The organism is Streptomyces sp. SLBN-118 (assembly GCF_006715635.1).
Lineage (GTDB): Bacteria > Actinomycetota > Actinomycetes > Streptomycetales > Streptomycetaceae > Streptomyces.
The window spans coordinates 128017-151315 of sequence record NZ_VFNP01000001.1; the positions used below are offsets into that span (position 1 = coordinate 128017).

Here is a 23299-nt window from a genome sequence, read left to right on the forward strand (position 1 = left end):
CGAAATCGAAGCCCTTCGCCGTCGTGGACCGCACCGCGGTGTCGATCGGCTTCCACGACGTCCCGGACTTGTACGAGACCGGAACGGCCGACAGCTCCGCCTCCACCCGGCCGTCCGACAGCTCGAAGAACCGCGCCTGCGACGTACGCCGCTCGGTCAGCTCCTTGACCCGCTTCGCCTTCGGAAGCTTCTTGCCCTTCGGCAGCTTCTGACGGCTCGGTATCTCCAACTTCCCGCCGACCGGCGGCTTCTCAGCCACCTCGTCGTCGTCCGAGAACCAGCCCTTGACGGTGTCGACGATCCCCTTACCGCCGTCATCCGACGACGCCGCAGGAGCCGCATAAGCGACCTGCGGCAGCAGCGTACCCGCCACCGCCGAGACCACCAGACAGGAGATATATCTCCCGTACGGAACTTTCACCTCTATACCCTTCGGCTAATGCACGCATTTCCGCGCACGCGAAAACAGGCACACCGAAAGAGCCGACACGCAAAGCCCTGGCCAGTTCGGTGAGCCTGCACCACGACCGAAAATCCCCGAGCGGGACGGACGAGTCGGAAAGTGGACCCCCAGGAGAACCCCCAGATCAGGGTTCAGTAAGAGTCACCTCTAACTCCCCATCGGCGAGACGGCTATGGCAGGCGATCTCTACTTGGATCAGTGACCCCACGTCAACTGTCCAGACAATATGGACAGTTGGAGTACCGGCTAACCAGACGTCAATTCGTCCGCTTCTTCCGGTCGCTCGCCTTAGCCCGGGTACATGGTGTATAACCGGCCGGTTCAGGATTGTGCGCCAATTCGAGGCCGGAGTTCGCAGCGTGAAAACTGGTCTCGCCCACTGCGGTACCAGCCTGGCGTCGTGGGCGGCGCCGCTGCCGACTCTCTCTCCTTCGGTTACGACGAACACAGCTCCTCGACACGCTCACCCAGGCCGCTGCGCCGGGCCATGCCTGGGGAGAGCCGCATGGCAGCAGTCCGCGGCGGACCGTCGTCCATTGCGAGGCTCCGGGAGTCCCAGGCTTCCGCGAGCGGCCCCATGTGATCAACATCCAGGGGCGCCTGCGGAGGTTACTCGGCGCGGCGGCTGTCGCAGCGCTTAGAAGTGCCTTGACCACGAAGCGAGTTGTAGCCGTCCGAAGGGAACCGGCACGCCTGTGGAGCAGGGCAGCTCACCAGGCGGGTGGACAAATTCGCCCAGAAGCGATCAGCTCAAGGCCGTGTCCGAGGTGGCTTTCCCGGCTTGTAGAGCCAGTCGTTGAACAGAGCGTCGAGGGGTAGCCCGGACTTTTCGTGGCACAAGTCAATGAAGTCTGCTGACTGGACGCTTCCGTGCCGGTGATCTCGAGTCCAGGTTCGCAGGATAGAGAAGAAAATCTTGTCGCCTACTGCTTTGCGGACTTGATGCAGGGTCATGGCTGCTCGGCCGTAGACCGGCGGATCAGATACCTGTTCCGCATTGGGTGGTGCTGCTGGGGGGAAGTCCCAGGTGCCGTCGCTCTCCGGATGGGTGCCGTCATAGAAGGCGTCGAAGGTCTCCTGGGCCGTGTTGCCGCCCTGTTCTTCTTCCCACAGCCATTCTGCATAGGTAGCGAAGCCTTCGTTGAGCCACATGTCCTTCCACGAGCGGGGCGTGACCGAGTTGCCGAACCACTGGTGAGCGATCTCATGGACGACCAGCTTGTCGTCCGGGGCCTTGTGGAAGTAGGGCCTGGTCTGTGTTTCGAGCGCGTAGTCCAGTTCGGGGAAGTGGTCGACGATGGCACCGGTGGACGTGAACGGATAGAGGCCGAACCGCGTGACGGCCCAAGCAGTCGCTTCGCGCACCAGCGAGGGTATGCGCTGTGCCTTGGCTTTCTCGTCTGGGTCTGTGGCCACGTGCACGGGCAGGCCGCCGCTCGCGGTTTCGCTGATGTCGAAGTCGCCGACCGCAACGGTGGCGGCATAACTCGGCATGGGTTCCGGGCTGCTCCACGCATACGTCGCCCACTCACCCTTCGTTGCGCGGTGTTTCAGTGTGCCGTTGGAGATGGCCTTCAATGTGGCGGGGACGGTGATGGTGATGTCATAGGTGGCCTTGTCGGAGGGGTGATGGTTGCCGGGGAACCAGGCCATGGATCCGGTGGGTTCTCCGAGTCCGACCGCGCCGTCGTCCGTCTCCATCCAGCCTTCCGTCGCCCCATGCGAGTCCTCGATGGTTTTCGGCACTCCGTCGTAGGCGATCACGGTGGTGAATTTTTGGCCTCGGCTGACAGGGGCAGATGGCGTCACCACCAGCTCGTCGCCGTGGCGCACGCTCTGTGCCGCGTGCTTGTTGACCGTGGTTTTACGTACGGCCAGTCCGTGCAGATCCAGGTTGAAGGAGCTCAGCGACTGTGTGGCCCGCGCAGTGATCACCGCTGTGGCCTTCAGCATGTTCTCGTCGGGCTGGTAGGTGAGCGTGAGGGCGTAGTGGGCCACGTCGTACCCGCCGTTGCCCAGCTGGGGAAAGAGCGCATCGGCGACGCCGGCTGCACCCGGTGATGCGGGGGTGCGGGAGACGGGTTTGCCTGTCGGCGTCGACCCGGTACAGGCCGAGCAGGCCAGCAAGGCGGCAGCAGCCGGCAGAGCCAACTGCCGCAGTGCGCGGGACACTCAGTCTCCTTGTCACAGACGTGGGTGGCTGTTCGGGGGACGCGGCCATATCGCACCGTGGAATGTAACGGCCGTGTGATCACAGGCGTCGCTTCGCGTTGTCCGGTCAGGAAGGACGAGGAGCCCGTGCGGCCCGTCGGCGGACTCCGATGACACCGGCGGCAGCCAGTGTGGCGGCCGCGGCGCCGAGTGCCGCTCCTTGCCATGCTCTCCAGCCGTCGGCCTGCCGTTCACCAGTGGCCTCTACCTTGAGCTCGCTCCAGAGAACGGTGGGGTCGTAGTCGCAGACGCTGTCCCGGTCTGCCTCGTTCATGCACCGGGCACCCTTGTAGGTGAGGGTGAACTTCACCTTGTACGTCCCTGGTTTGAGCTTCGGGAGAATACGTCCCGAACCGACCCAGGCAGCGCCGGTGTCCCCCAGGGAATTCCCCTTGTCCAGAGCGGGACTGGACATTTCCACCCCCGTCGGATGCGGATTTCCAGGCTCCTCTTTGACGGTGACCCCGACATTCTGACCCGGACCAGCTGGGCCCGCGACCGAGGCGTATCCCTCCTTCGGCAGCGGCACTTGCTCGGCGTGCGCCACGCCTGTACCGCCGATATACAGAGCAATCAAGCCAGTTGTCAGCACACATTGGCTGACACTCCGACACTTGGTCATTAATTCTCCCCCTGTTGCAGGTCGTCCTAGGATCATGGCGCATTCCGGGGGATGACGCTACACGGAGTGATCTGCCTCTCCTTAGACCATGGAGAAGCCACTTGAAGATACGAAGAACGCTCGCCGTTCTCGTGGAGGGACTGGCACTGGCGGTGCTGCCGCTGGCCCCGGCACAAGCGGAATCCATACCGCCGCCAACTCCAGTGCCTGCAAATGGGGACAATGACGCACGCGGCTTTACACCTGCCGACGCGGACGCCTATTGGACACCCGAGCGGATGCGTGCCGCGCAGCCGGTAAAGAGGGGAAAGTCCACGGATGGCGTTGCCCGCGCGGGCTGGTCGCCTCGCCCGCGAGCCATTTGAAGGCATACCGATCGTCGGTACGTTCTTTTTCAACGACGGGACCAATACGGGCCGGTTCTGCGGCGGGACTGTCGTCAACAGCCCCGGCAGGAACCTTGTCATGAGCGCTGGTCACTGCTTCGACGACCAGGACGCGCGGAAGAACCTCACGTTCGTCAAGCGGTACCTGTCCAAGGGGACCGATGCCGCAGCCGACCTGGACTTCAACTTCCTGCAGCTCGAGCCGCGCGGCGGCAAGAACGTGCAGGATGTCGTCGGCGGTGCCGAACTCCTCATCAACGCAGGCTACGAGCACAACCCCGTCCGCCTCATCGGCTATCCCAACGCCCTCAAGCGGCCGCTGGACTGCACCGACAAGACCGTGCGCTACAACAGCACCGACCCCAAAATCCCCGGAAGCTTCCTGCGCATCGAGTGCAAGGCCTACTCGGGCGGCGCCTCCGGCGGGCCGTTCCTCGTCAAGAAGGGGACAGGGTACGGAATCGTCGGCGTGATCGGCGGCTGGCACACCGGCGGTGACGTCGACGACATCTCCTACAGCTCCTACCTCGACGGCGACGCCAAGAAGCTGTACGACGACGCGGTCAACAACAGGCAGCCGGCCGGCCGCGGAGTCCTCGGACAGGCAGAGACCTGGAAGCACGCCGAGGTGCTGGCGGGCGGGTACTTCACCGACGGCAACCCCGGCGATGACGACTACTCCGACCTGGTCGTGCGCTGGTCCGACGGCGAGCTCACCCTCTACCGCGGAGCCGGCGAGGACGAGGACAACTTCGACAAGGAAATCAGACTCGCGCCCAAGGACAGCACCTTCCAACACGCGGAGACCATCGCGGCGGGAGACTTCACCGGCGCCGACACGGACGACCTCCTCGTCCGCTGGGTCGACGGAGAACTGACCCTCTACCCGGACGTGGACGAGCAAGGCTTCCACGGAGAATTCCAGCTCCAGAAGCCCGACCCGCTGTGGAAGCACGCAGTGTCCATCACCGCAGGCCGCTACACCACCGGCAGCAAGTGGACCGACGACCTGCTGGTGCGCTGGTCCGACGGCGAAGTGTCCCTCTACACCGACGTGAACCGCGACGGATTCCACGGCGGGAAAAAACTCGCCGCCAGCGACAGCGACTGGAAATACGCCGCCAGCATCGCCGCCGGCGACTACACCGGCAACGACCAGTGGGACGTGATGGTCCGCTGGAAGGACGGCGAACTCAGCATCTGCAAGGACATCGACCAGACCGGCCTCCACGGCGAAGTCCAGATCAAGAAGAAGAACGATCTGTGGACCAAAGCCACCGTCATCGCCGCCGGCGACTACACCGACAACGACTACCCGGACGACTTCATCGTCCGCTGGACCGACGGCGAAGTATCCCTGTACCCCGACGCCGACGAAACCGGACTCAACCGCGAAATCACACTCGTCTACCCACCAGCCTAAGCCCTGCATCGACAACTGGATGCATCCTCCAGGCGGAATGGAATCTTCCGCCTAGATCGAGAGAGACATATGCGCCGCATCGCTCAAGTCCTAACAACTGCTGCAGTCGTCACTGGCAGCCTAGCCCTGGCAACTGCCCCCGCCGCAGCCCGCCCTCCAAACCCGCCGACAGTCAACTGGCAGGAAGTCGGGGAAACTAATTCGAACTGGAAGTGTGGAGCGGTCGTTGACCATCCTGCGAAGCAAGGTGTGCGATTCCGGGTCTGCATAGTGCTCAACAGCAGCAACGAAGCCCAGTCCGTGCTGGTATTGGTAAATAATTCCGACTCCAGCATCAACATTACGCACGGCAACAGCGACACGGGGCTATGGAACAACTGGCCCCGTCCTGCGGGATATTCTGATGTCAGGTGTCACACGTCGGTACTCCATAAGGGGTTCCAGCGTGCTTGCTTCTCAAGGACGAAGACAAACAAGCCTGTCCTGAGGACAAGCGCCACTCTCTGGATCAACGGCACATACGGGGGAGCCGAATACTCCAGGAGCAGCTGACGACGTCAACCTCAATTCCGTTTCGGTCCGCCGAGTTCTTCGGGGGGCCGTTTCGGCTTCCCCGGGCCGGGTGTGGGCATAGCGGCTGCTCTGCTGTCGCGTCGTGTGCCCCTCGTTTTCTGGCTGCGGAGTGCTTCAGAACCGGGCGCGGACGTGCCTGCGTCCCGAGTCTGTTGATGGTGCTGTTGAGTGCATTCAGGGCCATTCAGCCCCGCCCGCCGTGACGGCGCCCTGGTGACTCCTGGTAGCCGGACTCGTGTCGGCATGGGCGCAAGACCCGGACACCGACGATGTCCACTGGCGGTGATCACGAGCATGCACTGGTTCCGTGCGATCACATCGCGCCGGTGAATATCCCTCGCACCTGCTGTGCGCAGGTTCCGATTGCTCAGCAGTGCGCCGATCGACCGGCCTCGTCGCTGTATCGGGACACCGCTGACCGGGAGCGATCTGCGGTTGACCTTGAATCTGCAGAGGGTTATCGAGGGAACTGAGGCCCTCGTGCTATCGCACGCCTCGGCAAACCATTCGGGCTACTGAGGATTTCGGGTTGTCGTCGGGTGGTGACGGTTCATGATCCCTGCGGTATGCCGATGAGGTGAGATATCCGGAGGGTGGGGGCCTGACCGCTGAGCGTCGGGCGTTTCGTGAGGGGATCCGGCTCCAGGCCGGCGAGCGGTTCGCGGCGGGTGAGAAGACCGCGGTGATCGCGAAGGATCTGCGGGTGAGTGTGCGGTCGGTGGAACGCTGGCGTCGTGCCTGGCGCGAGGGCGGCATGGAGGCCCTGCGCTCCGCGGGCCCGGCCAACTCCCCGACTGTCACCGATGCCCAGTTCGCCGTGCTCGAGGAGGAACTCGGCAAGGGCCCGTCGGCGCATGGCTTCGAGGATGAACGCTGGACTCTGGCCCGGGTCCAGGCGGTGATCCGCCGTCGTCTGCGGGTGACTCTGTCGGTGGCGACGGTGTGGCGGCTGCTGAAACGGCACGGCTGGTCCTGGCAGGCACCCGCTCGCAGAGGCTTGGAGCGGGACGAGCACGCGGTGGAGCTGTGGAAGAGGGAGGTGTGGCCCGGGGTAAAAGGCTCGCGGCGGCATGCGGAGCCTGGATCCTCTTCGAGGACGAAGCCGGATTCTCGATGACGCCGCCCCGCGCCCGCACCTGGGGCCGGCGCGGACACACTCCCGTGATCCGCGTGCGTGGCAGGTCCCGCCGCCGGACCTCGGTCGCCGCGCTGTGCTGCTACAAACCCGGTGAGAAGAGTCGTCTCATCCAACGGCCCCGTGCCCATCTCCTGCTCAAGGGTGCACGCAAGAGCTTCTCCTGGAAGGACTACCGCGACCTCCTGGTCCGCGCGCACATCCAGCTCGGCGGCCCGATCGTGGTTGTCTGGGACAATCTCAACACCCACCTGGCCGCCGGGCTGAAGCGGTACGAGGCCGAGCACGACTGGCTCACCACCGTCCGCCTCCCGCCCTATGCACCCGATCTGAATCCCGTCGAGGCCGTCTGGTCGCTGGTGCGCGGAGCGATGGCCAACACCGCTTTCGGCACACCCGACGACCTCCACCGCAAACTCCGCCGCGAGTTACGCCGGATCCAGCTCCGACCCCACCTGATCGACGGCTGCCTCACCGCCACAGGCCTGACCATCAACCCACCGACCCCACCCTGAAAACCTCAGTAACGGCCGCCATGGCCGCGGGCCCCATACAACCCGCCCAAACGGAATGCACGAAGTCCGGGTGATCCTCATCCGCACAGCAGCACACCTGAACGGCGGAAGGCCCCCTCCCCCGGGGGCCCACCACCTCAGCGCCCGGGTTGCTCCGGACGCGCCCCTCCGCCGCGCGGGCACGGGCCAAGCTGACCAGCATATGAACGGCCTCAACCATCGCGGCACAAGGACTCGAAAACCCCTCCCCGGGCCCCTCCGCCACGGATACACCAGCTCGTGGGCACCAGGGAGCAACCGCGGCGGGCGATTGACCAGTTGATCTCCATTTGTTCGAGGCGGTAGGTTGCTGCGTCATGCCTCTTCTGACCTACACCATGGAGTACTTCGACGAGAGTTCCGCGCGTCTGCGGAAGTGGGGGGCAGTCCTGCTCGCCGCCACTGGAGCCCTGTGGCTCTGGTTCGCCGTTCTGCTCTTCACCCCCTACACCGTCGATCAGGCGCACGGCGCCCCGGCGGACTGCGACTCCCGGTTCTTCACCGACCGGCGGGAAGCCAACGAACTGGCCGCCGGTGGCGGCCGGTGTGAGGCTGAACGCGACTGGCCTGAGCTGCTTGCCGTCCTGGCCGCCTCGATACCAACAGCCATAGCCGGCACAGCCCTCTATACAACAGGCAAGACCAGCATCCGCATCAACCGGCATGTATCCCAGGTGGTCCACGCCATCACGCCGCAGAACACGGCCTCCTGAGGCGACAAATCCCCGCTCCATGACCGCTCCCACACCGGTCCCGCCCGCGCGGCTCTCGGATGCAGATACCAGCCTCCGCCCGGAACCGGCATCGTGAAACCATCAAGCGGTGACCGAAACGAGCAGCGACGACGTCCGCACCTTCCGGCGCAAGACCGAGCGGGTTGTCAACGAGATCGCCCAAGGGCTCCGCACGTTGGACGCCGGTCTGGGCTGGTTCTCCGCCCTCGCCCCGACACGCCAGCAGGAGGTACTGCAGGAAGTCACCGGCTATGCGATGCAGGCGCACATTACAGCTGCGGACGGCCGTGCGGGGGTGGCGCGGTCCGGTGTGAAGCCCACAGCCAACCCCGCGGTAATGATCTGCATGGACCCGCCCCGCTACGGATTCGCGAATCTCCCCGCCGCCGAACACGTCAAGGCATTCCGTGTCCTCGTTTCCGTGTTCGCCATTGCCGACACTCGCCGCCGCGAGACGCACTGCAAAGGCGCCTGCGGACATGCATGGCACAACCTGGGGCGGGGCAAGGGCGTCAGCCCCACGTGACGCGCAGGCCCCGGGCCCAGGCAGCGTACTCAGCAAGCTCGCGCAGCTCGCCCAGCCGCGACTGGACGTAGCCCTGGGAGCGGCCGCAGTCCGTGAAGCGGCCGTCCGTGACGGCGGGGCGTCCGGCGTCCTCGGGGTCGAGAGCGAGCGCGAACAGCACGCGGCCGAGGAAGAGCTGGGCGTCCTCGTCGCCGTACGGCTCCGCGTATCCAAGAGCGCCCAGCACGCGGGCAGCGTTGGAGTTCGCCATGTTGACCGGCTCGCCGGTGAGTTCGGCAGTGAAGGTGACCGACATGCTGAGCTCCTTCTCCGACGGGGTAGGTGTTTCCGGTTGCGGCGGAGGTGCCACTCCCCCACCGCCGGTGGCGGGGCGCAGCCGGTGGGCCGCGCCCCGGGGGCCGGAGCAGCCGTGGGGCTTGCTCCGACCGTGGGGCTCAGAGCTCTTCGAGGCTGGTGAGCAGTGCCAGGATCTTGTCCTTGCTGAGCGGCACCGTCTCGCCCTCGGCGTCCGCACCGCCGGTCAGCAGCACGGGCCCGTGGTACTCCCGCCAGGTGAAGCCGAAGCGGACCGCAAGCAGCGTCGCGAGCTTGTTGACCGGATGGTTGAAGAGCCCTTCGTCGTCCACCCACATGTCCACCTGGTCGGTCAGCGCCACCACGTCCACCCGCTCGCAGCGGATAACGGAGCGCATGACGACCAGCCGGCCCACGGTGTCGGCGGGCAGGTTGACCGGGATGATGTCCGCCTCGGGGGTGATGAGCAGGGCGCCGGGCGTGTGGGTCATGGTGACTCCATCTCTCGCAGAGGTGTTTTCGGTGTTGGCCGACTGCCACCGCCGACCAACAAGACAACTATACCGCTCACGAGCCACAAACGGGAGTGGTACGCGGCCCTTTCTGGAGCCAATTGCCGCTGCTCACACGGTATATGGGTGACGAGGGCGGGGCACTGCGCGGTGGGTGTTGACGGTGCCCCGTGGGGGCAAGGAGGTGGGCAGCGCGGAGCGAGGGAGCGGGGCGCGGAGCGTCCCCGTCGACCGGCTGCCCGGCCTCCGTCGTGCGTGAGAGCGCGGAGCGCTCGGTCCGGGCCGTAGCGCAGCGGAGTGCCCGGCACGCAGCAAGGGGCGGTGCCGCTAAGCGGCATCGCCCCGGCCGTCGGCGGCCGCCGCGCGCCCCGCCCCCGTCAAGGAAGATGCTGCGCCCCCGCTACTGAACCCCGCGTCGCTTTGGGGGCACTCGTCCGTGCTGTTGAGATCAGCGGTCCGGCGCCTAGGGATCGCCTGTGAGCGCCTGATGGATGCGGGTGCGGGCGGCGTCCAGCTCCTCTTCGGTGAACGCGCCGTGTTCTTCCTCGTAGCGGTCCAGCTCTTCCCGAAGCAGCTGGCGCCTAACACGGCTCGCGTCGGTCTCTGTCCGGACACGGTCCGCCACGGTCTCCGCAACGAACTGCGGCACGTCGTTGGTCAGCTTCTCGATTGCCGCGACCACGTCGGCTGGCAGCAGCACGCTGATGCGCCTCATGTCCGTCATGGACCCACCGTACGGCCGTCGGCAACCGCCGCGCCGCGCCACCGGCCCCGTCAAGCGGCTTGATCGGGCAGTCCCCTGTCTGCCGAAGGCCTCGGTGCCGTACGGATCCCTCCTACGGCACCCGTCAGCCTTCGTTATCTCGTGTCCAAATGAAGCGTCAGGCGTGTTGACCGAACTAAATCCCTATCGCCGAAGCAGCGATCGAGGGCTGGCTCGGCGCTGCTCGCGCCGCGGGGCGTCCAGAGCCAGGATCGGACAAATGGTGCCTAGAGTGGAGAAATGTCACCCACGATCGTAGCCGCGGCTGGCGACCCATTCGAGCCGAGCCTGGGCTGAGGGCATTGCTGGCTTCCATGGCCCGGATGCAGCAGCAACTGCGACCTATGTCGCAGCAATTCTCACCCCTCTTCGTACAGCAGCGCCGCATCGCGGCATTGTCGGCGTCGTTGACTGCTATTCAGTCAGCGACGCCGTGGCTCAACGCAATCGATCACTCAGCTTTTCTGGGGATCGCGGACAGAATGGCCGCGGCCACTCGGGTAGACACAGCAGCGGCCTGGCGTCAGCAGATGGAACAGATGCGAGCCGGATTGGCTCAGATCAAGGTCCAGGCGCCGCCTGAGCTGCACTTCTCCGGTCAGACTTTCCAGCGCGCGGAGCGTCTCCTCGACCAACTGGCCCAGAGCCCTCCGGAAGAGCGTCTGGAAGCTGTTGGGGACGATCTCCCCCCAGAAGCAACTCTTGAGCTGGAAGAGATGGTCCAGGCCGTCCGGCCTGCGGTCCGGGGCATGGCTCCGGACACGGCCCGAAAGATCGTGGTCGGGTACGTCGCGACTGTGGTCTTCCTGCTCGTCGTTCAGTTGTCGATCTCTCATCCCGAAGTCGCCGAGGTGTTGGTCGGCGTCACAGGGGTCGATGCTCTTGCCAGCGCCTATGCAGCGGCTTGGGCCACTGGCAAAGTTTGGGACCGGCTTCAGCGCGACGAGCCCGAGAGCGAGAACTTGGCCTCGGACGACTAGGTCGACGGAGCAGCCTGCCACTCAAGAGCCGTTAGTTCAGAGAAGGCATGTGAGGCAAGCGCCCCTCTGGCGTGCATGCCTGACGGATATCTACAGGCTTTTCAGGCAAGTTGGTCACGTACGGGAATGCCGGGCTGTCGACTTCTTTCCGAACCGAAAGAAGTCGAGGAATTCGGTTCGGCCGAACCGAGGTTGAGGCGTAGGCCACTTCCGGGCTGGAGACCCGTATCAGCTCCAGCCCGGCCATCCGTAAGGGCCGCCGTGCCGACGGATGTACCAGCGCAGGCTCAGCCGCTTCAGCGGCCCGAGGCGCCGCTGGCGGCCATCATCCGGATGCAGCGCTTCACGGCACGCGGCCGTGAAGCGCTCCACCTTCTCTTCCGCGTGGTCACGGAGCTCAACGACGATTTGGCGCTGATGGTGAGGCCGCCCCAGTTCGAGCCACCAGGCAAGTTCGTCCAGCCACGCACTGAGGCGCTGGGCGGCACTTATCGCAGCGTCGGACACCCCCTCAGGACCCTCGACGGCGACCGCGCCCACCGTCGTCCCAACGTCGTCGTGAAGAGCCTGAGCCTGCGCTACCCGCTCCTTCGCCCTGTCCACGTCCAAGTCGGGGACGTTCAGGACGTCCATCAGTCGCAGAGCTGCGTCGCGCTGCACTAGAAGGGTGGCGGCACAGGCACTGTAGGCCGCACGCCTTGACTTCACGTCCTCCACAGTCGCCTGGGCGCGAGCACTGATCCCGGCCGTCCGAACAGCGCCCACCACGCCAGCCAGCGAGGCAATCACAGTCCCTACGACTCCGATCAGCGCCACCAGCGTTACCTGATCCATCTACGCATGATGCAGGGAATTGGGCACGGAACAGTGGCACGCACGCCCGTGGGCCCAGGAGCTAGTTCATTCGGGTCACCCGACCCAACTTGCCTCACTTGCCTTCTAGAAGGCTGCTGAAAATCTGGTGTTCTGGCCCCGGCTCGGTGGAGTCGGGGCCAGTCTTGTAGGCATGCAGGGGGAATGGGCCGGGGAGATGGTCGGGCCGGATGTGTGGGAGACCTGCCGGGAGTTGATCCCGGCCGGCAGTGTGTTCGCGTTCCTGGCGGAACATCGCGAGGTGTTGTTCCCGCCGGAGATGTTCGCGGACATGTATCCCTCGTCCAACGGCCGTCCGAGTCTGCCGCCGCAGGTGCTGGCCGCGACGGTGGTTTTGCAGAGCCTGCAGGGGCTGTCGGACTTCGAGACGGTCCAGGAACTACGGTGTGACCTGCGGTGGAAGGCCGCTTGCGGGCTTGGGCTGTACGACACCGCGTTTGATCCGTCGCTGCTGACGTACTTCCGGCGCCGCCTGCGTCATTCGGCTGATCCGATGCGGATCTTCACCAAGGTCAGGGAAGTCGTGGCCGCGACCGGCGTACTCAAGGGCAGGCAGCGGCGGGCGTTGGACTCCACGGTGCTTGATGACGCGGTGGCCACCCAGGACACCGTCACCCAGATCATCTCCGCCATTCGCCGGGTGATCCGTGAGGTCCCCGGCGCCGAGGAGGTGGCCGCGGAGCACTGCCGGGCGGCCTTCGGCGAAGTCCACGAGCCGGTACAGGGGTGCGCCGGTGCCTGGCGTGCGGGGTGCCGAGCGGTGGGGTGGAGGCGCAGGCTCGGGGTCGGTGCGGGCTTCCCAGTCCTTCCGCTCACGCGCCAGGCGGTCTTGTTCGGCGGCCAGCTCACGGACGGCCACCGCACGCGCGTCGCGCTGTTCGCCCAGTTCCGCAAGCCACGGCTCGACGGCCGACCGGGCGGTGTCGGCCACTTCGTCGGGGGCGTGGGCGGGCAGCGGGCCTTCCGCCGGGTCGTGGGTGATCAGGGTGTGTACGGCGTCGAGGGGCACGCCGGTGAGTCTCCGCAGCTGCTCGGTCCAGGTCCGTACGGCGTCCGTGTATGTCTGCCCTTCACGTGCCGTCTCCTCCCGTCGGCGTGCGGCCCGCTCACGTGCCTCGTCCGCCTGCTCCTCCAGACGCTCCCGGGCGGCATCGGCCTCGTGCGCCTCTTGCTGGGCCCGGCGCGTCGTGCCGATGAGCGCGGCCAGTTCGGTCACGTCCCGGGTGCGGTTCCTGATGACTGGTCCAGCGGCGTCCAGTTGGGAGTCCAGGGCGAGCAGGGCATCCGCACAGGCCTCCGTGTCGACGGCCAGCACCTCGCTGTGCCGCACGAGATGGAAATCTCCGTCGGGGGCCGTCAGTTCGGCCACCGCCGCACCCGCGACCGGGGTAACGGGGGCCACCGCGGGCTCACCGAGGTGCGCGGGGTCGAGCCCGGCGCGCTCCGCCTCGCGCAGCAACTCGCCGTGCGTCGTGCCGATTTCGACCAGTTCCGCGCCGAGCCTCCGGGCTTCCTCGGTGAGTCGCCGTCCTGTCTCTTCCTGGCTGCTGTGGGCCTGGCGCAGGGCCTTGAACGCCGTCGCTGCCGCGCTGTGCAGAGCGGTCACCGTGGCGCGCTTCTCGCCGAGTTCCTGCAGGCTTCGGTAGGCGGTGCTGGCGTGCAGGGCGGCGAGGTCCGTCTCGGCCTCGTCCGCCTCCGCTGTGAGGGTGTCAAGGCGGGCGGTGAGTTCGTCCTCGCTCGTGCGGAGGTTCGCCACCTTCTTCACGGCCTCGCCGGCCGAACGCCGGTGCTCCGCCAGCCTTTCCAGTTCGCCGTTCACCTCATCAGCCCGGCGGCGCAATGCCCCGTGCAGGTAGCCGCGATAGCCGGTGAGGAAGGTCCGCAGCGCCTCGTCGGTCCGCTCCAGGCGACCGAGGTCGGTCCGTACGGCGTCCAGGTCGTCGAGGTTGCGGGCCACCTTCTCCACGACCTCGTCGTCGAGCGCGGGCAGCGTCTCCGCGAGGACGGAGACCAGACCGCCGGAATCGATCCGGTCGCCGATGGTGGGGCGGCGCAGGCGGTGCAGTAGATGGAGCAGGTTGCGGTAGCGTGCCGGATCGGTGAGGCCGAACAGGTGGCGGGCGACCCGGGCCCGGTGCTCCACGGCACGGTCGGTGACGTACTCCGGGCCGACGAGCGTCTTGAGCTGCTCGACTGGCAACGGCTGGCCGGCGACGGCCAGGTGCAGGTCCTCGCCCACCCGCAGCGGGGTAACGAAAAAGAACGGCTTGGCCGTCCTGGTCGACTGGGAGGCGCGGACGGCCGCACCGAGGGTGAGGTGGTGGTCATTCCCCTCCTCGTCCGTCCGCACGAACTCCAGCCACAGGTAGCCGAGCCGGTTGGTCTGCTCGAAACCGTCCAGCATCAGCCACAGAAGCGTGGTCCGGCCGGTCCCGGTGGCATCCAGAGCTCGGGCGTCACCGTCGAGGAGGTACGGCAGCAGCATCTCCAGTGCCTTGGACTTGCCGGCGCCGTTCTTGCCGCGCAGCAGCAGGCGGCCGTCACCGAAGGCGAACTCCTGCTCGTCGTACTGCCAGACGTTGCGGATGCCGGCGCGGTGCAGGCGGTAGCGGTGCGGGGAAAGGGGGCGGTTCACCGGCTCGGCTCCTCGGGCTGCTGTGAGACGTCGTCTTCTGGGGGCTGCTCGGGACGGGAGGTGACGGCCACCGTGGTGGCGAACCGGGCGGCCGCGGCGAGCAGCACCCAGCCGCCCGCTCCGTCCTGCCCGCGGGTGCCCGAGACGTCCGTGACAGACCGGCCGTCCAGCGCTGCGTCCTCGTATCCCTCGGGCACGCCGTGGCCGTCGGCGCGCACCTCGCCGACGGGCGCCATCAGGTGCATGCGGACCAGAAAATCGAGGACGGCGGCGAGCAGCCCCTCCAGGTTCTCCAGCATGCCTCGCTGCCAGTTGCTGCGTCGGCCGTACTCCTCGACGAGCTCATCGAGCAGTTCGGGCAACAGCCCGTCCGGGACGGGAACGCCGATGACCAGCCGACCGCCGACCGCGGGATGGCCGGGGTCCTCGGGGCGCAGTCGGTCGACCAGCCGTCCTGTCAGCAGCAGCGCCGCCTGGGCGACGGTGCCGGTGCCGGGCAGGTGCAGGTCGGTGAGGTCGCCGTCCGGATCGACGAGGGCGATGCCCTCGGCACGGATCTCGGCCTCCAGACCCAGCAGTTCGGAGAAGGCCTGGGACTCACGCCGTTGCCGCGTCCGCAGCCATTCCCGCTCGGCGCCGGTGAGGTCGTCGAGGTGGACGGCGGGTGTCTCGACGAGGCGTCTGCGAACGTACGTACGCGGACCGCCGAAGCCGGGGTCGGCGGCACGACGGACGAGATCCGCTCCGTCGCGGCTCTGCGCCAGCGGTCCGGCGACGACCGCGCGGGCGATCTCGCGGTCCACCGTCAGCAGTGCCTCGCCGCCTCGCTCCTCGGCGACGGCCGAGACATGGCCCTCGGTCTCCGTCAGCACGCCCCAGTCGACGAGTTGACGCAGCGCGGCGGCGAGCGTGCGCCGCTCCGCCTGACGCCCGGTGTCGCTGATCTCGATCCCGGCGTCCACTGCTGCGGCCCTCAGATCGGCGACGAGCTGGGAGAGCAGGAGCTGCTCCGGGGCGGTGACGAGGACCGAGAGTGCGAGTGCCAGATAGGCGTACGTCCGTGGAGTGAACGGCGTGCCGGTGGAGGGCCGCTCCAGGCGGTGGCCGGATCCGGGTCCGAGGCCGGCCTTGAACAGGCGGGCGTACGACGCCTCGACTAGGAGTCGGTAGCCGAACACCTGCTGGAAGCGCTGGGCGAGCCAGTCGGCGTGGCGGCGGATCAGCGGGAAGGTGTCGCTGTGCGGGCCGTTGCTGGTGAGCAAGGGGTGAGCCAAGAGCAGGCGGGCGGCGGCGCGGCGTTCGGCGGCAAGTGCCACATCGTGGGCGGAGGGCAGGGGCATCAGGCGCTCGCCTCCTTGGCTGTGGCGGGCGCCGAGGCGCTTTCGACGGCCAGGGTGAGGTCGTCCGCCGTCAGGTCGCCGTCCACGGAGCGCAACAGAGTGTGCCTGCCCGGGGTGCTCCACACCGTCAGCCTGATGCCCAGATCCGCGTCACCTGCCTGCGCGCCGTCGATCTGGAAGTCACCGGCCTCCTTGTCCAGTTGGACGTGTCCGAGGGCGGCGGTGAGCAGTTCCAGCAGCAGCCGCATAGCCGCTGAACCCAGCCGCACCTGGTCGAACCGGCCGGATGCGCTGCGCAGCTCGGCGGCCGCGGCCCGGCGGGCGGCGGCCTGCTCGCGCGCCTGCTCCAGGAGGCGGTGCTTCTGCTCGCGGTGGTCCTCGACCGCCGCGGCCCTCCCGCGCGGGGCCCGGCTACCGCGCTCACGCAACGCCACCGGCACGTCCACGACGGGTCCGGTCCACCAGCTCACATACGCCGGTACGGACCGGTCGGGATCCGGTGCCACGCCCAGATGCCGTGCCCCGTACAGCCCGAACGCTGCGACCGCGATGTCGTGGGCCTCCTCGGGCTCCGCGGCGTCGAACCAGGCCGCGAGCCTGAGCAGGTCCTTGCGACGGGACATCTCCCCCGACGCGGAGCGCAGCATCCGCTTGGCGTTGGCGAGCAGCGACTGCAGGGCACGCAGGGTCGCGTCCCGGAGCTGGTCCACTTGGCTGCCCTGGCCGTCGCTGTCGGCAAACCAGTCGCGCAGCCCCTCCCAGTCGGCCAACTCCCGTCCCCGGCTGCGCTGCACCCGCGTCTCGGGCAGGGCGTCGGAAAGCGCTCCGAGGCCTGTCGCATGGGCGTCGATGCGGCTCAGCAACGTGGGCAAATGCGGCCAGATAGCCTGCATGTGGGCGGCGATGCGCGGGGCGCGGAAGGACACGTCCTCAGTGATCGCCTCTACGTAGTCGAGCAGCAGTTCCTTGAATCCCTGGTACTCGGCTCCGTCGAGGTCGTAGCGGGCGAGCACCTGGCCGAGGTAGGCGTAGAAGTCCCGTACCGACTCAGCGAATTCGGCGAACTGTGCGAAGATCGTGCTGATCTTTTCCAGTGCCTGCTGCGGGTCCGCGCCGCCGGGCGCGGCGGCCAGGGCGGCGATCTCTTTGAGCCCCCGGTCGACGAGGGTGAGCAGCTCACTGCTGACCTCACGCGCGGCGTCCGCTCCCGCCAGCACCTCGTCGGCGTCGCGCTGCACGCGTTCGCCCAGCTTGGACAGTTGGTAGCGGGACCGGGAGCGTTGATACTCGGCGATGCTGGTCGCGGTGACCGTGTGCGTGCTGCGCAGCAGATTGCCCCAGCGCACCAGCTGTTCGAGCCGGGCGGTCAGCGTCTCCGCACCGAGCGCTGCCGCCGGCTGTCCGGCCTGTGCCAGCTTGGCGAGCACGTCGGGCACGGCCAGGTCCGCGAGCAGGGTGCCGCAGAACACCCGCATCACCGCGACATGCTCCAGTCGCTCGGGCGCGCTGAGGTAGGCGTACGCACTCAGCCGCTGCCAGGTCTCGGTGTCGCCCTCCTTGCCGGACCGCTCACCATGTGGTTCTTCGCGCAGCTCGTCCCCCACCATGCTGTCGAGCGTACGGACCGGCACTGACACTCCGGAGATGGTTCGGGGAATCGGGCTGGGTCGTGTGGGCTCTCGAGCTCGGGCATATTGACACGTCGCTGGCCGGGGCGAACGTGCCTGACCCCCGAACGCCGATGGTGCGTGGTGGTGTTGTTGGCCTGCGCCGGGTTCGGCGCGCGAACGTGCCGGTGGCCGCCGGCGCGCAACATGGGAAACGGCGCCTCGATCCCCGGCGGCACGCGCCCGTCCGTTCGCCCGCCGTCCCCTGTCACCTGCTTTTCTTCCGTTTCGGGGCGAGCGCGGGGGCGTGCAGAGGGGGATGTCGAGATGGCGAGCACGCCGTGACCGCTGTGGTGACCTGCAGATATGCCGCCTATGGCGCGCAGGGTCGGCACGGGACGACACCCTGCGCCCCGCCGAGAGCGAGACCTTGTTGCCGTCCTTGCCGCCGCTGCGCAGCTCCGCGGGGGCTTCCAATCGTGCCGCCGCCAGCAGCTCCTTACCGGATACGGCGGCCCCGTGACCTCGCTCAATCCCGCCTCCCCGTCGCCCACAGACTTGGTCTCCGAGACCTGAGCCAAGGAGGGTGCCCCCTAAGACGTCATCTCATTTGGTTGGGTAAGCTGCCGATCGTGGCAGGGATCGTTGAGCGGCTGGTGCCGGACGAGTTGTGGGAGATGTTCCAGCGGGTGGTGCCGGAGGCGCCGTCGCGACCTCAGGGCGGCGGCCGACGCCGACACGGCGACCGCGAAGTTCTGGCCGCAATCGTCTTCGTAGCGACCTCGGGCTGCACGTGGCAGCAGCTGCCATCCGCATCGTTCGGTCCGTCGGGAGCGAGGCCCACCGACGCTTTTCCGAGTGGACGAAGGCCCGCGTGTGGGCAAAACTCCATCGCCTGGTCCTCGACGAACTCGGCTCCCGCGGCGAGTTGGACTGGTCCCGCTGTGCGATCGACTCGGTGAACATGCGGGCCCTGAAAAGGGGGAGCTGACAGGCCCGAATCCTGTGGACCGGGGCAAGTACGGCTCGAAAATCCACCTGATCACCGAGCGGACCGGTCTGCCCCTGTCCGTCGGAATCTCCGGAGCGAACCTGCACGACAGCCAGGCGCTGATCCCCCTGGTGAAGGGCATACCGCCGATCCGCTCCCGGCGCGGACGTCGGCGGCGCAGGCCGGCCAAACTCCACGCCGACAAGGGATACGACTACGACCACCTGCGGCGATGGTTACGCGGACGCGGCATCCGGCACCGTATCGCCCGCAGAGGCATCGAGTCCTCGACTCGTCTGGGCCGCCACCGCTGGACCGTAGAACGCACCATGTCCTGGCTCGCCGGATGCCGCAGACTGCACCGCCGCTACGAGCGCAAAGCCGAGCACTTCCTGTCCTTCACCAGTATCGCCTGCACCCTCATCTGCTACCGCAGACTCGCCAAATGAGATGACGTCTTAGGCGGCCAGTCGGCCGCACCACATGCCATCACGGGTCCTGCTGTCCAACGCTGCAAGGCAGAGGGACACCTCGCTCCTTCTCAACTTGCTGAATGCGAGTGCGGATCGCTGGATCCCTGGCAAGTTCCACTGACAACACGGTCTTGCTGTTGATCAAGGCAGCGCGCAGCTGCGCAACGTCGACATGCGCATCAGTGAGATGCGCATTCATCAGGTCAGCACCGGTCAGCTTCGCTCCCTGCAGATCCGCACGATCTAGATTGGTGCAAGAGAGGTCCGCCCCGGAAAGATCCGCCTTCGTCAGCGAGACACCGTGCAGCTCCGCGTGGCGCATGTTCGCGCCGCTCAGATTGGCTTCCGTCAGCCGCGCGTACGAGAGCCGGGCTGAGAAGAGCTTCGCCTCGACCAGCCGCGCTCGTTGCAAGTCTGCTCTTGACAGATTCCACATTCCTAGATGCGCTCTGCTCAGATCGGAATCACTGAGAATGGCTCCCTCGAATTCAGCGCCGTTCTCCCACTCACCATCTTGGTCTCTGTCAGTACCGAGTCGCAGCTCCAGCCCGCTCAGCCGCGCCCCACTGAGATTGGGTACGAAATCGCGATCAAGTCCCACGTTCCGGCCAGCGACCACCCGCAACGCAGCCTGCACGTCTGGCGGAATCTCTGGTCCCTCCTTTGCAGGCTTGGCGGCACGCGTGCGCACGTAGGTGGACAACACGTTGGCGATCGTCGGGTGGTCGCGGGGCGAGTCCTCCATGATGCGCTGCAGGGCGTAGATGCCGCCGAGCCTTACGTCCAGTGAGTCGTTGCCCAGCGTCTCCACCGCCTTGGTGTACCGGTCAGTGATCTGCGACTCCTTGCTTACGCCAAGCTCCTGACGGGTCAGGTTGAGCTGTTCGCGAACCTGGGCGTTCGAGTACCAGAGCCCGATCACAGTGGCAACGGACGCGAGCAGAACGGATACCAGCTCCAGCCGACGGGCCCAATCCAGACCACCTTGCTGGGAATAACGCTCTCCCACCGCGCCGCGCGAGGACTGCTGCCTCAACCGGGTCAGAAGGGCGAAGCCACGTATGCGTATCGGCTGCCTCGCAGCGACTGGCCCGCCGGAACCCTGGCGGGCCAGTCGATGCAGTTGCTCGTTGCGTCTCATGGACATAGGGGGTATTCGACCGCGCCTCCCAGGGTCGTGCAGCCGTTTCGACCGAAAGGACCGCCAGAGCTCGGTCATGACCGTCAGTTCGACGCCGAAAGAGTGGCTGCCGTTTCCCCGGGACTCGGCAGCAGGCACTGCCGGTGGGTTCATTGGCCGCTGATCGCTTCAGCGCAGACCTTGTGGTAGGGGTCGCCCTGGTCGTCGAGGAGGTTCGTCGGCCGGCGGCAGTGCCTGCAGGGCTGTGGCTCATCGGATCAGTTCGCCAGTCCAGCAGCCGTTCGGGCACGCGCGGGCCAGACACCATTTCCGGGTCCGCTGCTGCGAGTGCCTGCCGTGAAGCCTGAGGCGCGGGGCCTGGGGCGGATGGCGGCTCCGCCGGTACCGGGTCGGCCGCAGCAGGGGTGGTCGCGTGAGGGTGCGGGGCGAGGGTGGCCGGCCGACAAGTGGGCCGACGAGGGCTCGCACCCGCCGGGCCGTCCTCGTCGTCGTCGGGGAGGGGTGGGAGGGCGGTGTTGTCGTTGTTGAGGTCCTCGAACCGGTCCCGGTCGGTGCGGGTAACCCAGAAACGATGCGTGCTCGCCCCGTCCCGGTGCTTGACCGGCACAACGAGCCCCGCGGCGGTCCGCCGCACGAGGTCGTCGAACAGGACATCCCGCGGCTTGGGCGTGACATGGACCCTGCCGCACCGGCTCTGCGTGTCCGGGCAGCGGTACAGGGCACGAACATCGCAGCGCCAAAAATCCAGCACACGGAACCCTGACACGACACGCAAATCGCCGATCGTGGCAATGACGTGCGCCGGCAGCCTGTCGCTGCGGGTCCATTGGGTGTCGTGGCGGCGAGCGTAGTCGGCGCGGTCGGTGTGCCAGGCGGGGGTAATGCCGTGCTTGGTTGCTTTGCTGGCGCGGGAGCGGACGCTGCGGGGGCCGTGAGTGTCTGCCGTCGACAGCTGGACTTCCCAGCCGATGCGCAGCCCGCTCTCCCCCTGGACGAGGGTGTCGGTCTGGATCCAACCGCGCCTGCCAGTGCGGGTGCGGACCTCGCAATCGGCGCGGAACCCGCCGATCTCCGCCGCACGCACGATCCGCTCCTGACCGCCTGATGCTCGGCCGTCATCGGCGCGGCATGACGTTCTTCATCCTCGGCGCGCTCGTGGACCGCTTCACGCCGGCCGTTGGCGCGCAGCCGCAGGTACATCCAGGCGGTGACGCCGGCTTGCTGGCAGATGCCCCCGCACTGCAGGTCCCGCTCGGAGACGGGAATGCTGCGGGCGGCATAGAGGCGGTCCGTGTCGTAGATGGTGGTCCACAGGTTCGGCAGATTCGGATGGCCGAGGTCCTCGAGAGTCAAGTCGAGATGGATGCCGAACTTCGTGTGCCAGACGATATTCGCCACGACGCGCCGCCCTCCCCCTAGAAAGCACTGCCCTGCTCACGGGACGACCCGGAACTGACAAACCGACAGAGAGCACAACCCCCTCCGACCGTGCTCCTGTGAGCATGAAAAATCAGGCGCCAGCAGACGTATCCGAGGGTGTCCAGCACGCGGGCGGCGTTGGAGTTAGCCATGTCGACCGGCACAACCGGTGAGTTCGGCGGTGAAGGTACAGACATGCGGGGCTCCTCCCGGAGGACGGGTGCTTCCGGCTGCGGCAGGGCGCCACTCCCCCGCCGGTTGGGGATTCGTGCCAAGGTGATGGCCATGTCGCCCCTTGATCATCATGGCGGTCATTCACAACCGCACGCGAGCCAGCGTCCTTTGCCGCATGCGTAGAGACGGACTCACCGGCTGTGGAGCACGCGTTGGCGGGATACGCCACGCTCTGCGGTATCCCGGAGGATCAGGTGATCGTGTACCGGCACCTGTTCCCTGCCCGGGGGCGAAGGGCATGTTCGGAGTGCATGAAGAAGGCTGCTGACGCTCCTACCGAACCCGGGGTCCAAGAGCGCCTTCACCGGCGAGTCAAGGACGCAGAACCAGGCAGCCTGCGCGATGCGCTGCTTGCAGCGCTCCAGAAGGGCGCCGACGTCCGGCTCTGGATCAATGGACCTGCCGACCAGATGGTCCGGCACTACGCGAAGCTCGATCGGATCGTCGACGGCGGCGGCGGCGAACCACTCGGAGCGGCTTTGCGCGCGGGCGGTCGACTGGGGTTGGCACGGGTGGTCCACGGTGCTCGTGAGTTCGTCGTGTTCCTTCCCGAAGGAGGGGCTCCGTTCATCGCCCGCGCAGAGCCAGCATCGTGACCTCCAGAAGTACTCCTCTGAGCCCGTCGTCGAGTTGCGAGGCCGCACGGCGGGGTGGCACTCCCCCGCCGCCGGTGGTGGTGCGGCCCCGCCCCCGGATGGGGCGGGGCGAGGGCGTCAGCCCCACGTGACACGCAGGCCTCGGGCGTGGGCGTACTGGGCGAGCTCGCGCAGCTCGTTCAGCCGCGACTGGACGTAGCCCGGGGCGCGTCCGCAGTCGGTGAAACGGCCGTCCACGACGGCAGGGCGCCCGGCGTCCTCGGGGTTGAGGGCGAGCGCGAGCAGCACACGGCCTAGAAAAAGCCGGGCGTCCTCGTCGCCGTACGGCTCGGCGTATCCGAGAGTGTCCAGCACGCGGGCGGCATTGGAGTTGGCCATGTCGACCGGGTCGCCGGTAAGTTGGGCGGTGACAGCGACCGACATGCCGGGCTCCTCCCGGAAGGGTCGGTGATTCCAGCTGCGGCAGGGGTACTGAGCAGGCCAAGACCCTCGGCGAGAGCGGCGGGCGCGGGGCACGTCCACGAGCGAGCGGGCGGCCGGAGCGCGAGTGCGGCTGCGGGCATGTTCGAGGATGGTGCCTGAGCACCGCTCGAGTAAGAGTCACGCGCCAAGGCCTTCGCTCTCTTCCTCGTCGCCTGGCATCGAGTCCAGCAGCTCTGCAGCTTGCCGGAGAAACGATTTCAGGGCAGCAGAAAACTCATTCTGCTCTCCTACAAGTTCGTTAAAGGCCGCTCTGCCTTCTCAAGAGTCAGCTCCTCTCCCTCCGTGGGCCCCTCGCCCCGTGTTGGTCCCGCCGACAGTTGGAAAGCCCAGA

At 67.1% G+C, this 23299-nt stretch carries 19 protein-coding genes and 2 pseudogenes; 10 read left to right on the forward strand and 11 right to left on the reverse strand.

Annotated elements, in window-relative coordinates; translation table 11 throughout:
* Positions 1-1213 precede the first annotated feature (1213 nt).
* Positions 1214-2635, reverse strand: coding sequence for a M1 family metallopeptidase (locus FBY35_RS00625; protein ID WP_142211898.1), 1422 nt, complete (start codon positions 2633-2635; stop codon positions 1214-1216).
* Positions 2636-2741: 106 nt separating this feature from the next.
* Positions 2742-3089 (reverse strand): hypothetical protein, encoded by a 348-nt coding sequence (locus FBY35_RS00630; protein ID WP_142211899.1) that lies wholly within the window; start codon positions 3087-3089, stop codon positions 2742-2744.
* Positions 3090-3614: 525 nt separating this feature from the next.
* Between FBY35_RS00630 and FBY35_RS00635 the strand changes: the two genes are divergently transcribed.
* The 5 genes from FBY35_RS00635 to FBY35_RS00655 all read left to right on the forward strand — a co-directional run bounded on the left by FBY35_RS00635 (position 3615) and on the right by FBY35_RS00655 (position 8627).
* Entirely contained in the window at positions 3615-5105 is a 1491-nt protein-coding gene (locus tag FBY35_RS00635; protein ID WP_399208198.1) for a trypsin-like serine peptidase, read from the forward strand.
* A gap of 1150 nt (positions 5106-6255) precedes the next feature.
* On the forward strand, positions 6256-6795 hold the full coding sequence (locus FBY35_RS00640; protein WP_142211901.1) for a winged helix-turn-helix domain-containing protein: 540 nt from the start codon (positions 6256-6258) through the stop codon (positions 6793-6795).
* Positions 6792-7328, forward strand: coding sequence for a transposase (locus FBY35_RS00645; RefSeq protein WP_260848652.1), 537 nt, complete (start codon positions 6792-6794; stop codon positions 7326-7328). The genes FBY35_RS00640 and FBY35_RS00645 overlap by 4 nt, the downstream gene beginning before the upstream one ends.
* A 356-nt stretch (positions 7329-7684) precedes the next feature.
* Positions 7685-8080 (forward strand): hypothetical protein, encoded by a 396-nt coding sequence (locus FBY35_RS00650; RefSeq protein ID WP_142211903.1) that lies wholly within the window; start codon positions 7685-7687, stop codon positions 8078-8080.
* A 109-nt stretch (positions 8081-8189) separates the two neighbouring features.
* On the forward strand, positions 8190-8627 hold the full coding sequence (locus tag FBY35_RS00655) for a DUF5958 family protein (protein WP_142211904.1): 438 nt from the start codon (positions 8190-8192) through the stop codon (positions 8625-8627).
* Here FBY35_RS00655 and FBY35_RS00660 read toward each other — a convergent pair.
* The 3 genes from FBY35_RS00660 to FBY35_RS00670 all read right to left on the reverse strand — a co-directional run bounded on the left by FBY35_RS00660 (position 8614) and on the right by FBY35_RS00670 (position 10157).
* The gene (locus tag FBY35_RS00660) at positions 8614-8922 is read right to left on the reverse strand and encodes a hypothetical protein (protein ID WP_142211905.1); all 309 of its coding nucleotides are present in this window, start codon (positions 8920-8922) and stop codon (positions 8614-8616) included. The two genes, FBY35_RS00655 and FBY35_RS00660, sit on opposite strands and share 14 nt — an antisense overlap.
* Positions 8923-9061: 139 nt before the next feature.
* Entirely contained in the window at positions 9062-9412 is a 351-nt protein-coding gene (locus tag FBY35_RS00665; RefSeq protein WP_142211906.1) for a DUF3846 domain-containing protein, read from the reverse strand.
* A gap of 484 nt (positions 9413-9896) precedes the next feature.
* Entirely contained in the window at positions 9897-10157 is a 261-nt protein-coding gene (locus tag FBY35_RS00670; protein ID WP_142211907.1) for a hypothetical protein, read from the reverse strand.
* A 362-nt stretch (positions 10158-10519) separates the two neighbouring features.
* Here FBY35_RS00670 and FBY35_RS00675 point away from each other — a divergent pair, with 362 nt between their 5' ends.
* Positions 10520-11176 (forward strand): hypothetical protein, encoded by a 657-nt coding sequence (locus FBY35_RS00675; protein WP_142211908.1) that lies wholly within the window; start codon positions 10520-10522, stop codon positions 11174-11176.
* Positions 11177-11404: 228 nt separating this feature from the next.
* On the opposite strand, the gene FBY35_RS00680 is transcribed toward FBY35_RS00675, so the two are convergent.
* Positions 11405-12010, reverse strand: a complete 606-nt coding sequence (locus tag FBY35_RS00680; protein WP_142211909.1) for a hypothetical protein — start codon at positions 12008-12010, stop codon at positions 11405-11407.
* A 310-nt stretch (positions 12011-12320) separates the two neighbouring features.
* Between FBY35_RS00680 and FBY35_RS37890 the strand changes: the two are divergent.
* Positions 12321-12500 (forward strand): annotated as a pseudogene (locus FBY35_RS37890) (transposase); the annotation flags it as partial.
* Here FBY35_RS37890 and FBY35_RS00690 read toward each other — a convergent pair.
* From FBY35_RS00690 to FBY35_RS00700, 3 genes are read right to left on the reverse strand one after another with little or no spacing between them, the layout of a single operon-like run.
* A complete protein-coding gene (locus FBY35_RS00690; protein WP_399208199.1) occupies positions 12429-14684 on the reverse strand; it encodes a TIGR02680 family protein in 2256 nt (751 codons plus the stop codon). The pseudogene FBY35_RS37890 and the gene FBY35_RS00690 sit on opposite strands and share 72 nt — an antisense overlap.
* Entirely contained in the window at positions 14681-16024 is a 1344-nt protein-coding gene (locus FBY35_RS00695) for a TIGR02678 family protein (RefSeq protein ID WP_142211910.1), read from the reverse strand. The genes FBY35_RS00690 and FBY35_RS00695 overlap by 4 nt, the downstream gene beginning before the upstream one ends.
* Positions 16024-17661 carry a TIGR02677 family protein gene (locus tag FBY35_RS00700; RefSeq protein WP_142211911.1) on the reverse strand — a complete coding sequence of 546 codons (1638 nt, stop codon included), beginning with the start codon at positions 17659-17661 and terminating at the stop codon, positions 16024-16026. Before FBY35_RS00700 ends, FBY35_RS00695 begins: the two co-directional genes overlap by 1 nt.
* Positions 17662-18308: 647 nt before the next feature.
* Between FBY35_RS00700 and FBY35_RS00705 the strand changes: the two are divergent.
* A pseudogene (locus FBY35_RS00705) lies at positions 18309-19071 on the forward strand (IS5 family transposase).
* A 40-nt stretch (positions 19072-19111) separates the two neighbouring features.
* On the opposite strand, the gene FBY35_RS00710 reads toward FBY35_RS00705, so the two are convergent.
* Positions 19112-20236 (reverse strand): pentapeptide repeat-containing protein, encoded by a 1125-nt coding sequence (locus FBY35_RS00710; protein ID WP_142211912.1) that lies wholly within the window; start codon positions 20234-20236, stop codon positions 19112-19114.
* A gap of 1128 nt (positions 20237-21364) precedes the next feature.
* Between FBY35_RS00710 and FBY35_RS00715 the strand changes: the two genes are divergently transcribed.
* Positions 21365-21655, forward strand: coding sequence for a hypothetical protein (locus FBY35_RS00715; RefSeq protein WP_142211913.1), 291 nt, complete (start codon positions 21365-21367; stop codon positions 21653-21655).
* 485 nt (positions 21656-22140) lie between these two features.
* Positions 22141-22485 (forward strand): hypothetical protein, encoded by a 345-nt coding sequence (locus FBY35_RS00720; RefSeq protein WP_142211914.1) that lies wholly within the window; start codon positions 22141-22143, stop codon positions 22483-22485.
* Between the two features lie 117 nt (positions 22486-22602).
* Here the strand turns inward: FBY35_RS00720 and FBY35_RS00725 are convergent, their stop codons facing one another.
* Complete coding sequence (locus FBY35_RS00725) at positions 22603-22908, reverse strand: hypothetical protein (protein WP_142211915.1); 306 nt, start codon at positions 22906-22908, stop codon at positions 22603-22605.
* Between the last annotated feature and the right edge of the window lie 391 nt (positions 22909-23299).

Bases quoted from the DNA above. Each gene is read 5' to 3' on its own strand.
- FBY35_RS00630 (WP_142211899.1), bottom strand. From the start codon at position 3,089: ATGTCCAGTCCCGCTCTGGACAAGGGGAATTCCCTGGGGGACACCGGC.
- FBY35_RS00635 (WP_399208198.1), top strand. From the start codon at position 3,615: ATGGCGTTGCCCGCGCGGGCTGGTCGCCTCGCCCGCGAGCCATTTGAA.
- FBY35_RS00645 (WP_260848652.1), top strand. From the start codon at position 6,792: ATGACGCCGCCCCGCGCCCGCACCTGGGGCCGGCGCGGACACACTCCC.
- FBY35_RS00650 (WP_142211903.1), top strand. From the start codon at position 7,685: ATGCCTCTTCTGACCTACACCATGGAGTACTTCGACGAGAGTTCCGCG.
- FBY35_RS00660 (WP_142211905.1), bottom strand. From the start codon at position 8,922: ATGTCGGTCACCTTCACTGCCGAACTCACCGGCGAGCCGGTCAACATG.
- FBY35_RS00665 (WP_142211906.1), bottom strand. From the start codon at position 9,412: ATGACCCACACGCCCGGCGCCCTGCTCATCACCCCCGAGGCGGACATC.
- FBY35_RS00670 (WP_142211907.1), bottom strand. From the start codon at position 10,157: ATGACGGACATGAGGCGCATCAGCGTGCTGCTGCCAGCCGACGTGGTC.
- FBY35_RS00675 (WP_142211908.1), top strand. From the start codon at position 10,520: ATGCAGCAGCAACTGCGACCTATGTCGCAGCAATTCTCACCCCTCTTC.
- FBY35_RS00680 (WP_142211909.1), bottom strand. From the start codon at position 12,010: ATGGATCAGGTAACGCTGGTGGCGCTGATCGGAGTCGTAGGGACTGTG.
- FBY35_RS00695 (WP_142211910.1), bottom strand. From the start codon at position 16,024: ATGCCCCTGCCCTCCGCCCACGATGTGGCACTTGCCGCCGAACGCCGC.
- FBY35_RS00710 (WP_142211912.1), bottom strand. From the start codon at position 20,236: ATGAGACGCAACGAGCAACTGCATCGACTGGCCCGCCAGGGTTCCGGC.
- FBY35_RS00715 (WP_142211913.1), top strand. From the start codon at position 21,365: ATGACGTTCTTCATCCTCGGCGCGCTCGTGGACCGCTTCACGCCGGCC.
- FBY35_RS00720 (WP_142211914.1), top strand. From the start codon at position 22,141: ATGAAGAAGGCTGCTGACGCTCCTACCGAACCCGGGGTCCAAGAGCGC.
- FBY35_RS00725 (WP_142211915.1), bottom strand. From the start codon at position 22,908: ATGTCGGTCGCTGTCACCGCCCAACTTACCGGCGACCCGGTCGACATG.